Here is an 11986-nt window from a genome sequence, read left to right on the forward strand (position 1 = left end):
GACGATTTGAGGGGCGCCTTGCACGTTTCGTGCTAGGCGTGAGGCAGCCGACGCTTTTTTGAGGGCGGGCGGCGTTAGTCAGTTGGAGGCGCCACATGGATGACGTGGTTAAGACCTGTCCCTTTTCTTCGCTCGAGACGGTGAAAACCGTCGAACGCCCCTCCCGCGATGAAGCCGAAGCCGCCGTGCGCACCCTGTTGCGCTGGGCGGGAGACGATCCGGACCGCGAGGGACTGCTCGACACCCCGCGTCGAGTCGTCAAAGCCTATGAAGAGTTCTTCAGCGGCTATCGGGAGAGCGCCGACGAGGTTCTGTCGAAGGTCTTCGAGGAGGTCGAAGGCTACGACGATCTCGTGCTCGTTCGCGACATTCCCTTCACCTCGCATTGCGAGCACCACGTCGTGCCCTTCGTTGGCAAGACGCACATCGCCTATTATCCGGCGGGCGGGGTGGTCGGTCTGTCGAAGCTTGCCCGGCTTGTCGAGATTTTTGCCCGCCGCCTCCAGACTCAGGAGGCGATGACGGCGCAGATCGCGGCGGCGATCGACGAAGCGCTCGCGCCGCGCGGGGTCGCCGTTATGGTCGAGGCGGAACACATGTGCATGTCGATGCGCGGCGTGATGAAGCAGGGATCGTCCACCGTCACCATGCAGTTTTCTGGCGTGTTCCGTGATGATCCGGCCGAGCAGGCGCGTTTCTATACGCTGCTGCGCGGGGCGCGGTGATGTCGCAGGCTTCGAAAGAGGTGGAGGAGGGGAGCGTTTTCGCGCCGAAATTCGACGCGAACGGCCTCATCGTCTGCGTCACCACCGAGGCGGCGACGCACGAAGTGCTGATGGTCGCCTATATGAACGAACTCGCGCTCGAGAAGACGATCGAGACGGGTCTCGCCCATTATTGGTCGCGGTCGCGGGGGTCGCTATGGCGCAAAGGCGAGACCTCGGGGCAGACGCAAAAAGTGCTCTCGCTGCGCGTCGACTGCGATCAGGACGCCGTGCTGCTCGAGGTCGAAGTCGGCGGCGACGGCAAGGCGTGCCATACGGGGAGAAAATCCTGCTTTTATCGAGCGCTCGGCGACGATGGCGCGCTGGTTTTCTCCGCCGGTGGCGCATAGGCGCCCATTATTCGGCGGAAAGTTAACCTGAAGCCCACCTTCCGAAGCGCAGGCTGGTCTCCAAATATATCTTGTGCCGCTTACCATGACGGAGACAGCGGCTCAGGAGGGCCGGCATGTTATCGCTACGCTCACGCAACCCTCAACTTCTCGAAGCCGAGGCGGCAGGCGCGATGACGGACGAACCACAAGCTCCTCCGACGACCCTCGTACGCAAGGCCGATACCGAGGCCAAACGGCAAAGGCGCGGTCAGCCGACGATCGGGCTGGCGCTCGGCGCGGGCGCGGCGCGCGGCTGGTCGCACATCGGCGTGCTGCGCGAACTCGCCGCCAATGACATCAAGCCCGATGTGATCGCAGGCACGTCGATCGGCGCCGTCGTCGCCGGATGCTATGCCGCCGGCAAGCTTGATCAGATCGAGGCCTTTGCCCGCACCCTGACCAAGCGGCGCGTCTTCACGCTGATGGATCTCTCATTTTCCGGCGCGAGCCTCATCACCGGCGAACGGTTGCGGTCCGCCTTGGAAAAGGAACTCGAAGGCCTGGAGATCGAGGACCTGGCCATACCCTTCGCTGCGGTCGCGACTCAGGTTGGGACGGGCCATGAGGTGTGGCTGCAGCATGGCTCCGTGTCTCTCGCCATCCGCGCGTCTTACGCGTTGCCGGGCGTTTTCGAGCCGGTGCGCATTGGCGATCGCTGGCTCTTTGATGGGGCGCTGGTCAATCCCGTGCCGGTCACCGTGTGCCGCGCGCTCGGCGCGGAATATGTGATCGCCGTAAACGTCACCGCCGACACGATGTATCGCGCGCGCGTCATCCGCGACGATCCCGGCGCGCTGCATCGCGCCGCAGAGGCCGGTCCGTTCGGACAGAAAGCCGACGCCTCCTTCGTCGATCGGTTCCTGCCCCGCTATTTCGATCGTCAGCCGGGCGATGCGCCGAACGTCGCCACCGCGATGATCGACGCATTCAACATCATCCAGGATCGCATCTTGCGTTCGCGGTTGGCCGGCGACCCGCCAGACGCCACGATCACGGCGCGACTGGAGGAGGTCGGCATGTTCGACTTTCACAAGGCGGAGCAGCTCATCCACGTAGGGCGCGAGGCGACGAAGCGCGCGCTGCCGAACATCTTCGCCCACATCCCGCTATCGACCTCGCCTGATCCTTAGGCTTGTCCTTAGGCTTGCGCGATGTATTCGCGCATCGATCGGTGCTCTTCCTCGATGACGCGAATGCGGTATTTGACCACGTCGCCGATCGACACGAGGCCGACGATGCGCGTTTCCCGGATCACGGGGATATGCCGGCGCCGTTCGATGGTCATCACCCGCATCGTGTTCTCGACGGCGTCATCTTCTCTCGCCGGCTGGGGGCTGGGCTGCATATACGCTGATATGCGTTGCGTCAGCGCCTCTGGCCCATCCAGCGCCACCGCCGAAACAATGTCGCGCTCGGCGATCAGTCCGGCCAGTCGGCCGCTGTCGTCCAGAATGACAAGCGCGCCGATTCGATAGCGCATCATCAGCTGAGCCGCCTGCTGCAGCGTCGTGTCGGCGCTCGCCGTCACCACCTCTCGTCCTTTCTCTGCGAGTATGTTCGAGATCGTCATCTGGCCCTCCTTTTCGCTCTCGACCGGCCTCCCTGCCAGCCGAGGGCGTTACTGCGAACTAAAGGGCCTGCCGACCCGCGCGATCGAAGAAGCTGAAAAAGAGCAGGCCGAACAGAAACCCTCCGACATGCGCCTCCCAGGCGATTGCGCTCGACACGCCGACCGCCTGCGGAAAAGCGCCAAGAAGCACGTTCACCGCTAGCCATGCGACAAGGAAAAACATCGCCTGTCGGTTCAAATGCAGATGCGACAGCGAAGTGGAATGCGATTCCTCGTCGTGTGGCGTCCCGGGACTGCGCCGCTTGTCCGCCAGACGCGCTCCTGGCGTAAATGCGAAACGCACAATCGCCCCCATTGTTCCTGAGATTGCGCCTGATGCGCCCACGACAGGGGCGATTTCGTAAGGGTGCAGCGCAAGAAACAACAACGCGCCTGCGAAGGCGCACGCGGCGAGAAAGAAGAGGTAGCGCGCCGAACCGAATCGACGTTCGACCGGCGTGCCGAATGCTGCAAGCGCTAACGCATTCACGATGAGATGCGTCCAATCGCCGTGCAAGAAAAAGTAGGTCAGCATGGTGGCGTATTCGGCGCCGCCTTCAAGCGTCACGCGCGCGGGGATGAAAGCGAACGTCGTGAGCAGCCAGTTTGAGAATTCCAAAGGACCGTAAGCGACGACGAGCTGCGTCGCCGCCAGCACGACGATCAGCGTCTTTGTCACGACCGGGAGATTGAAAATTCGTTCTCGACTTGCGGGCACGTTCGCTCCTGTCCGTTTTGCTGGGCAACGGCCCGCGCAGCCTCAATGCTAATCTAGCGCGACCCGCGTCGGCGAGCGTCCCGATTTGAGGCGCCTGTCAGCGACGTTCAACCCGTCGCGCGAGCGCCAGCGGATCGCTCGAGATCGCTTCCGGCCGGTTCAGCATGTTGGTTTCGCTCATAGGTTGCGGGGTCCTGACCGTTGTCCTCGCCGCCATGGCGGCGATCGCCGTTCCGATGGCACGATCGCTGCTCCGTTCAGCAAGAATTGTGATGCGGCGGGGGCAGGCGTCCCAATTCTGGGCGGGGGCGCGCGAGCGTCGGGCGGAACTGAATGATATTGCCGGGCACTAGGGAGCTTCACGACTATTGGCGTCGATTGAAGGGAGAACGGGCGGCGCCGGATCGAGCGGAAATCGATCCCGTCGCGATTCGCCACATTCTGCCCGACATCTTCATCATCGAAGTGGACCCGGAACGCCGACTTCCGCTCCGTCTCTGCGGCGCTCGGGTTAACGCCCTCTGGCTGCGCGAGCAGAAGGGACGCTCCTTCCTTAGATGGTGGCGAGCGCAGCGGCAGGAGGAGGCGGCCGAGGCGATTCGCCGGGTCATCGACACTCAAACGCCGCTAGTCGCGCGCGCCCGGACCGCGCCGGACCGCGATGCGGCGGAATTCGAGCTTCTGCTTTTGCCTCTGCGTCATTTCGGCAAAAGCTGTTCGCGCGTCATGGGGTCGCTTGCGCCCGCGCGGCGGCTCGACTGGGTGGGAGTTTGCCCCGTGGGACCGCTCGATCTGGTCGCCGTGCGGATGCTGGAGGACAAGGCGGCGGAAGGCTCGAAGGAGGAACGGCGCTGCGGCGAGATCGCGCGCCTGGAGGCCTCCAACTAACGGCCTTTCGAAGAAAGCCGGTTGCTGTGAGCCATCGCCTCCAATCATGATCATAGCAGAGCGAAGCCTCACGCTATGCGCGCGTGCCGAAACCCTTTTCGGGCGCTCCATAACTCGACTCGCGACGTGAATCTCCCGGTCAGCCAGTCGATTCAAACTCTGAGCGCTGCGCCATTGTGGCGCCGGCGCCACACCAGCCGGAATTCCGACCGAACGCCCGCCAGATACAGGGCTTTTGCATTGACTGTGCGCGGCCTCGACTGATTGAGTGCAGTGCATGGCGAGCGATCGCTGAAGGTTTTCAACTAGGCAATCGGGCGATGGTTTCCGCCTCAAGCTAAAGAGGACACAGATGAAAAAAGCTCTTTCCGTCGCCGCTCTTCTGGTCGCGCTGACGGGCTCGGCTTTGGCGGCCGATCTTCCCAGCTACAAGGCTCCTCCGCCGCCCCCGCTGCCGCCGCCGCCGCTGTGGAGCGGCTTTTACGTCGGTCTGAATGCTGGCGGAACGTGGGGTGGCAGCAATAACATTTGGACGTCGTCAGCCCCGATTTCCTCCTTCCCCGGAAGCGCCCCTTCGGCGTTATATGCGGCGTATTCGGCGCTCGGGGCTTCGGGCGTTTCGCAGGGCAACACCAGCGGATTCATCGGTGGCGGCCAGATTGGCTATAACTGGCAGTTCTGGGGCGGCCGCCTCGTCGCGGGCGTAGAGGCTGACATCCAAGGCGTCGCCAGCGGCAACAGCAACAAGACGTCGGTTACCGCAGCGGGCGCATTTCCGTTTATCGCCGCCAGCGAAATCGTAACGACCGCGATCACGACCTCGAAGCGGCTCGACTATATCGGGACGGTTCGCGGCCGGTTGGGTTGGCTCTTCACCCCGACCTTGCTTGTCTACGGCACCGGCGGTCTCGCCTACGGCGGCGTCTCCGTGTCGACCGGCGTCGCGCAGTTCAACAATGACTGCGCTCAGTTCCCGGCGGGATGTATCACTAGCTCTGCTTTCTCGTCCGGAAGCTTTTCCGACACGCGTGTCGGCTGGACGGCGGGCGCCGGCCTGGAATGGATGTTCATGCCGAACTGGTCCGCCAAGGTCGAATATCTGTATTACGATCTCGGCAATGTCAGCTACTCCGGTGGCCTCTTGACGACATTCAGCAACACGCTCACGGCTTTCCCTGCTGGGAGCCTTATCTCCGGCGTCGTTACGCAGTCCCAGACTCGCTTCAACGGCAACATCGTCCGCGCTGGCGTCAATTATCACTTCAACTGGGGCGCCGCTCCGATTGTTGCGAAATACTGATCTAGCCTGAACAATCGATATGAAAGAGCCCGGCCGGATTGGCCGGGCTCTTTTTTTTGGGGTGACGCCTTCGCAAAGCTTGGCGGCACGGGCGCATTGCCTAACCTCGGGCGACGCTGTATCAATTTGATAATTGGTTCCGGCCATAGGCGTCGCGTGTATTGCGAGGATGTTTTCGATCTCATCGATCGGCTCACGCGCGCCGACAGAATTCCAATTCCCAACAGCTTCCTCAGCGAACTCCTGCGGGCGACAGGCCTCGCGAACGTCGCTTACCTCGCCGTCAACATGCCAACCGGGCTGGCCGACCAACCGCTGCTGTCCGCCGTTCATGCCGCCTCGTGGCGAAAATCCTATGCCCAGGCGCGCCGTGTCGATCTCGAGCCCGTCGTGCGCGTCGGGTTCGGCGGGATCATGCCGGTTGATTGGCGCCTGCTGGATCGCGACGATCCGATGGTTAGTAAACTCCTGGGCGAAGCGCTCGAGCTCGACCTCGGCGCCAACGGCGTCTCCATTCCCCTGCGCGGCCGAAGCGGCGAATATGCGCTGTTTAGCGTCTGCTGCCCTGAAGACGCTTCTCCCCTGCTGTCGCCGCGCCATGCCCTGATTCGCAAGCTCATGGCGATGAGCGCGATTTTTCACTCCAGCGTGCGAGACGCCTTCACAGGAGAATCCCACGTCGACATGCGGATGTCTGATCCCGAATTGGCTTGCCTGCGCCTCAAGGCCCAAGGAATCGGCGATCATGAGATCGGGGTGGCGCTTGGCGCGGGTCCAACCGCTGTGCGCTTCTGGCTCGAAACGGCGCGCGCGCGGCTTCACGCCGCCTCCGTCGACGATGCGATCGAAGAGGCGTGCCGGATAGGGCTGATTCTCGTCGGCGTCGAACGGCGGCGTTCCGCGACCGGGTCCACTCCCGCTGACTTGATCGATCGGCGGGAACGATGATCGCGCTGCTGCCTGGCGAATCGCGCGCGCTTTTTCCCCGTCTCATGGATGAGATGTATGATCTGCGACTCGGCGCTGTTCGCGCGCATGCCGGTCGGCCGTCCGGCGCTGTCCATCGTTTGGCGGTCGTCGATTATTTTGATTCGCTTGATCCGCTCTACGTTCTTGCGCTCGACGAAATGGCATGCGTCGCGGGCGCGCTGAGATTGCTGCCGACGACCGGCGTTACGATGTTGAACGACGCTTTCGCGGGCGCGCTGCCGGATGGGTTACGCGTCGAGAGCCCGCTGATCTGGGAAGCAAGTCGTTTGACGCTGCGCCGCGCCGGAGATTCTCGTGCGACGGACGCCGCCATGAATCGCACGATCGGTCAGCTCGGCGTCGCGCTGAATGCAATCGCTGAAGCCGCCGCGCTGGCGCATGTCATCGGCGTTTTCGATGGCGCGATGCATCGGCTGCTGTCGCATCGCGGCTGCGCCGGCGAAACATTAGCCCCGCCGATGCGCATCGACGGCGCCGACATATTTGCTGTGCTCTATGAAGTCGGCGCTGCGATGGACGCGCCATTCAGAAGTCTTGCGGGCGACGCCTCGGCGCCGCCGATCAATCTTGCCGATCTGGAACGTTTGCGCCAGACAGACTGCCGGTCATGAGCGGAACACCTCTCGCCCGACGAGCTTCCGAGGGGCAATTTCAAAAATTAGGACGTCGGCGTCTCGCCGCGGGGCGGCGAGCGACGCTTCTTCAAGATGTGGCCGCGCGAGAGTTCAGGCGTTCACGAACGCGGTGATCGCAAGCGTGATGGCGGCGGCCGCGGCAAAAATCGAGAGAATCGCTGAGATCGCATTCATGGCTTTGTCCTGTGGCTCGCTGCCCATTGAGGAAACGAAGAGCCGCATCTGAGGCAGGCGCGACAAATTAGCGCACCGACTTAGAAATATGCCAAGTAGGAAAAGGTTTTGCGATGCACCCCCCACGCCGCTCAAAAGAGTGTTGCGCGGTTTCGGCTTGCGGCCAGTAATCCGGCTCTAAACAATGGTTAGTCGGCCAGGCTTCAGCGTCTGTGCGCCGCAATGACGATTAATCCGTCAGAGACATAAGCTTCGCTTTAAGGTCGCCGATTTCCAGTTCGGCCTGCACCTGATCGCTGACGTCATATTGCACGCCGAGGAAATACAGCAGGCGGCCGTCGGCGTCGAAGAGCGGCGTGATGTTGAGCTTGTTATGAAACAGCGCGCCGTCCTTGCGATAATTGCGCAGCGTGACTTCGATCTGTTCTCGATTGTGGATCGCTTCGCGCAGCCGCAGTCTTCCTTCTTGGTCGCGGTCGTCGGCCTGGAGAAAGCGGCAGTTGCGTCCGATAATCTCGTCGAGTTCATAGCCCGTGATCCGCATGAACGGTCGATTGGCGTAGATGATCGGCGAGTCTTCGAGGTCGGGGTCCGCGAGCGTGACGCCATTGACGCAGGCGTCGAATATGGTCGTCAGCATTTTCGGAATGATTTCCGCTTCCTTGCGCAGGGCGAAAAGCTGGCCTTTGTTCTGGCTTCTGGCGCGCGCCCACACCCGATAGGCGCTTGGCGCCATGCCGGCGAAACGCCGGAACGCGCGCCGAAAGCTCGCCTCGTCGGCGAAGCCGGCGCTGGCGGCGAGTTCTTTGACCGGCTTGGCGCTGGTTTCCAGCAACATGCGCGCAGTCTCGACGCGTATTCGATCGATGAACGTCTTCGGCGACTCTCCGGAGGCCAGTTTGAGCCTGCGATGCAGCGTTCGCTCGGACGTCGAAAGCGCCCGTGCGAGCTCCTGAGCGCTCATTGACGAGTTGGACTGCCGAACGATTCGCTCGGCATCGGACAAAAAGGCGCCGGCGCCTTCGTTCAGCCCTGTTGCGTTGTAGACGGTCGGGCCGAGCTGCGCGCCTTTGAAGGGCGCGGCCTCGCCCAGGGTGAACTCCGCTGCGATCCGCGCCGCATCGACCCCGCAAAGCTCACGAATGACATGCAGAGCGACGTCGATCCACGACAAGGGGCCGGCGGCGGTGACCACGCGACGGTCCTCGATCAGCCGCGCGCCCCAGGCGGCGTCGATTCGGGCATACCGCTGCTTCAGCTCCTCATGATGCCGCCAGCTCGTCGTGCAGCGGCGGCCATCGAGAAGACCCGCCTCACCAAGAAGAAAAACGCCCGTTCCACAGCCTGCGATGAGCGCCCCGCGCACATGGTGGCGCCGTAGCCAGGCGGCCGTCGCGCCAAAGCGCGACATGTCCGGGGGCTTCCCGTCCTCGCCGGGCCAGAAACTCGGCACGATGATCGCGTCGCAGGCCGTGATGGCCTCGAACGACGCGGCGACGGGGAAGCTCGCCCCCGCGCGATCGCGGATCGACTCGCCGTCCGCGCTTGCCGCAACGACATAGAAAGGATCTTCAGCGCTTTCAGCGGGCGCGGCGGCGCGAACGACGGCGCGGCGCGCGAGCGTCAAAACATCTGTTAGTCCCGAGAAAGCCGAGCCCAGGCATTCATTTAGGCCGGCGATGACAATCTTTCTCATCCGCTCAACTTTTGGCGAATTATGACGCCTGTTTGGCTATTGCGCCATCCTGACCTAGATTACTTCTAATCTCATCCTGCGCTAGTCGAGGCATCTTCGGCTTCCGGCGGGGGATGCATACATATTGACGACGACGCCCCGGCCCGCCGCGGCTCTCGTCATGGAGGTGAAAATGAAGGCGAATTGGAAGAAGTATTTGCCTTGGGTCCTGTTCGTCGCAGTCGGCGCGTTGCTTTTCGGGCTGTTCCAGCATCAGCAGACCCGCACGCCGGCGCGCGAGATCACCTTCAGCGAGCTGCTGGTGCAGATCGACGAAGGCCGCGTCCATGACGTGACGATGTCCGGCAATGAGATTTCCGGCCACTTCAACGACAACCGCTCCTTCACGACCTACGCGCCGAGCGATCCGAGCCTCGTGCAGAAGCTTGAATCCAAGAAGGTGCAGATCAGCGCCAAGCCCGCGAACGACAGTCCGGGTTGGCTCACGACTCTCCTGGTCAATGGGCTGCCGCTGCTGCTCTTCATCGCCGTCTGGATTTACATGGCGCGGCAGATGCAGGGCGGCGCAGGCGGCCGCGCGATGGGCTTTGGCAAATCGAAAGCGAAACTGCTGACGGAGACGCAAGGGCGCGTCACCTTCGAGGACGTCGCCGGCGTCGACGAAGCCAAGGAGGATCTGCAGGAGATCGTCGAATTCCTGCGCGATCCGCAGAAGTTCCAGCGGCTCGGCGGGCGCATTCCGCGCGGCGTGCTGCTGGTGGGACCGCCCGGCACCGGCAAGACGCTGCTGGCGCGCGCCATCGCCGGCGAGGCGGGCGTGCCGTTCTTCTCGATCTCGGGCTCCGACTTCGTCGAAATGTTCGTCGGCGTCGGCGCCTCGCGCGTGCGCGACATGTTCGAACAGGCGAAGAAGAACGCGCCCTGCATCATCTTTGTCGACGAGATCGACGCGGTCGGCCGCCATCGCGGCGCCGGCCTTGGCGGCGGCAATGATGAGCGCGAGCAGACGCTGAATCAGCTGCTCGTCGAGATGGACGGCTTCGAGGCGAATGAGGGCATCATCCTGATCGCCGCGACCAACCGTCCGGACGTGCTCGATCCGGCGCTGATGCGTCCGGGCCGGTTCGACCGGCAGATCCAGGTGCCGAACCCGGATTTCATCGGCCGCGAGAAGATCCTCAAGGTTCACGCCCGCAAGGTGCCTTTGGCGCCGGACGTGGATCTGAAGATCGTCGCGCGCGGCACGCCGGGGTTCTCGGGCGCCGATCTGATGAATCTTGTCAACGAGGCGGCGCTGCTCGCGGCGCGGCGCTCGAAGCGGATCGTCACGAAACAGGAGTTCGAGGACGCCCGCGACAAGATCATGATGGGCGCCGAGCGGCGCACGCTGGTGATGACGGATGAGGAGAAGAAACTCACCGCCTATCACGAAGGCGGCCATGCGCTGGTGCAGCTCTCGGTTCCTGGCGCGATGCCGATCCACAAGGCGACGATCATTCCGCGCGGCAGAGCGCTCGGCATGGTGCAGGGCCTCCCCGAGCGCGATCAGATCTCGCAAACATACGAGCAACTGACCGCGATGCTCGCCATCGCCATGGGCGGCCGCGTCGCCGAGGAAATGATCTTTGGCCACGACAAGGTGACGTCGGGAGCGGCTTCGGACATTCAGCAATGCACCCGTGTGGCGCGTGCGATGGTCACTCAGCTCGGCTTCTCGGACAAGCTCGGCACTGTCGCCTACGCCAATCCCGAGCAGGAGCAGTTCCTCGGATATTCCCTCGGGCGTCAGCAGACGATTTCCGAGGCGACGCAGCAGACGATCGACGCCGAGGTGCGCCGATTGGTGCAGGAGGCCTACGACGAGGCGATGCGCATCCTGTCGGAAAAGCGCAGCCAACTCGACACGATCGCCAATGCGCTTCTCGAATTTGAGACGCTGTCCGGCGACGAGATGAAGGGCCTGCTCGCCGGCAAGCGGCCGGTGCGCGAAGAGTCGACGCCAACGCCGCCGCCGCGCGGCTCGGCGGTGCCGACGACGGGGCAAAAGCCAGAGCCCGACGTCGGCGGCTTGGAGCCACAGCCGGTCTAAACTCCGGCGATTGAAAGCATAGGGCCCGGCGTCAGCGCCGGGCCTTTTTTTTGTATTGCGAGAGACTTCCGCGTGGCGGGTTCTGCGCCGTATTTGGCGACAAAGTCACTGTTTCGATGCGCCATAACAAGCAAGATGCGTCAGCCTCGAAGAGCGTCTCTTTGAGCCAAATTTTATGGAGGAGTCATAATGAGCTCAACGACTGACACAGCAGCCCGCGCTGCTGCTGGCACGGAAGCTGTAGTAGACCTGAAGGGCATGTGGATCGGCTTGGCCGTTCTGAACGGGTTCTATCTGGTCGTCCGGATTTACGAGCAGGTTTTTGGCTGGCGCGCCGGCCTTGATTCGTTCGCTCCGGAGTTTCAGACATATTGGATGTCGATCCTTTGGACCGAGATTCCGCTTGAGCTGATCTCCGGCATTGGCCTTGCGGGCTTTCTTTGGAAGACGCGCACGCGCGACTTCTCGAACCTGGCGCCGCGCGAAGAGATGCGCCGCCTGGTTGTCGAAGTGCAATGGCTTGTTGTTTACGCCGCGGCCATTTACTGGGGCGCGTCGTTCTTCACCGAGCAGGACGGCACCTGGCACATGACGGTGATTCGCGACACGGACTTCACGCCGTCGCACATCATCGAGTTCTACATGAGCTACCCGATCTACTCGGTGATCGCGGTCGGCGGCTTCTTCTATGCGAAGACGCGTCTTCCGTATTTCTCCAAGGGCTATTCGGT

The 11986-nt window shown here is 62.8% G+C and carries 13 protein-coding genes; 9 read left to right on the forward strand and 4 right to left on the reverse strand.

What is annotated here, in order from left to right; genetic code table 11:
* Positions 1-95 precede the first annotated feature (95 nt).
* The 3 genes from folE to IYY11_RS22275 all read left to right on the forward strand — a co-directional run bounded on the left by folE (position 96) and on the right by IYY11_RS22275 (position 2286).
* Positions 96-725 (forward strand): GTP cyclohydrolase I FolE, encoded by a 630-nt coding sequence (folE, locus tag IYY11_RS22265; RefSeq protein ID WP_196405877.1) that lies wholly within the window; start codon positions 96-98, stop codon positions 723-725.
* Positions 725-1114 carry a phosphoribosyl-AMP cyclohydrolase gene (gene hisI / locus IYY11_RS22270; protein WP_196405878.1) on the forward strand — a complete coding sequence of 130 codons (390 nt, stop codon included), beginning with the start codon at positions 725-727 and terminating at the stop codon, positions 1112-1114. Before folE ends, hisI begins: the two co-directional genes overlap by 1 nt.
* 116 nt (positions 1115-1230) lie before the next feature.
* Complete coding sequence (locus tag IYY11_RS22275) at positions 1231-2286, forward strand: patatin-like phospholipase family protein (protein ID WP_246720157.1); 1056 nt, start codon at positions 1231-1233, stop codon at positions 2284-2286.
* An 8-nt stretch (positions 2287-2294) separates the two neighbouring features.
* On the opposite strand, the gene IYY11_RS22280 is transcribed toward IYY11_RS22275, so the two are convergent.
* Together IYY11_RS22280 and IYY11_RS22285 are read right to left on the reverse strand one after the other, a co-directional pair.
* Positions 2295-2726, reverse strand: a complete 432-nt coding sequence (locus IYY11_RS22280; RefSeq protein WP_196405879.1) for a CBS domain-containing protein — start codon at positions 2724-2726, stop codon at positions 2295-2297.
* 58 nt (positions 2727-2784) lie between these two features.
* Positions 2785-3483, reverse strand: coding sequence for a rhomboid family intramembrane serine protease (locus tag IYY11_RS22285; RefSeq protein WP_196405880.1), 699 nt, complete (start codon positions 3481-3483; stop codon positions 2785-2787).
* A 333-nt stretch (positions 3484-3816) separates the two neighbouring features.
* On the opposite strand from IYY11_RS22285, the gene IYY11_RS22290 reads away from it, so the two are divergent.
* The 4 genes from IYY11_RS22290 (at position 3817) to IYY11_RS22305 (ending at position 7272) form a co-directional block, all read left to right on the forward strand.
* Positions 3817-4371, forward strand: a complete 555-nt coding sequence (locus tag IYY11_RS22290; protein ID WP_196405881.1) for a PAS domain-containing protein — start codon at positions 3817-3819, stop codon at positions 4369-4371.
* Positions 4372-4723: 352 nt separating this feature from the next.
* Entirely contained in the window at positions 4724-5671 is a 948-nt protein-coding gene (locus IYY11_RS22295; RefSeq protein ID WP_196405882.1) for an outer membrane protein, read from the forward strand.
* A gap of 156 nt (positions 5672-5827) precedes the next feature.
* The gene (locus IYY11_RS22300) at positions 5828-6619 is read left to right on the forward strand and encodes an autoinducer binding domain-containing protein (RefSeq protein ID WP_312029766.1); all 792 of its coding nucleotides are present in this window, start codon (positions 5828-5830) and stop codon (positions 6617-6619) included.
* Positions 6616-7272 (forward strand): acyl-homoserine-lactone synthase, encoded by a 657-nt coding sequence (locus IYY11_RS22305; RefSeq protein WP_196405884.1) that lies wholly within the window; start codon positions 6616-6618, stop codon positions 7270-7272. Before IYY11_RS22300 ends, IYY11_RS22305 begins: the two co-directional genes overlap by 4 nt.
* Positions 7273-7386: 114 nt before the next feature.
* Here IYY11_RS22305 and IYY11_RS23355 read toward each other — a convergent pair whose 3' ends face one another.
* Together IYY11_RS23355 and IYY11_RS22310 are read right to left on the reverse strand one after the other, a co-directional pair.
* A complete protein-coding gene (locus IYY11_RS23355) occupies positions 7387-7518 on the reverse strand; it encodes a hypothetical protein (protein WP_281431712.1) in 132 nt (43 codons plus the stop codon).
* Between the two features lie 181 nt (positions 7519-7699).
* Entirely contained in the window at positions 7700-9166 is a 1467-nt protein-coding gene (locus IYY11_RS22310) for a GlxA family transcriptional regulator (protein ID WP_196405885.1), read from the reverse strand.
* Positions 9167-9338: 172 nt separating this feature from the next.
* On the opposite strand from IYY11_RS22310, the gene ftsH reads away from it, so the two are divergent.
* Together ftsH and IYY11_RS22320 are read left to right on the forward strand one after the other, a co-directional pair.
* On the forward strand, positions 9339-11255 hold the full coding sequence (gene ftsH / locus IYY11_RS22315) for an ATP-dependent zinc metalloprotease FtsH (RefSeq protein WP_196405931.1): 1917 nt from the start codon (positions 9339-9341) through the stop codon (positions 11253-11255).
* Positions 11256-11444: 189 nt separating this feature from the next.
* A partial coding sequence (locus IYY11_RS22320; protein ID WP_196405886.1) for a methane monooxygenase/ammonia monooxygenase subunit C occupies positions 11445-11986 on the forward strand: 542 nt, incomplete at its 3' end.

This window comes from Methylocystis sp. H62, from assembly GCF_015709515.1.
In the GTDB taxonomy this organism is placed as follows: domain Bacteria; phylum Pseudomonadota; class Alphaproteobacteria; order Rhizobiales; family Beijerinckiaceae; genus Methylocystis.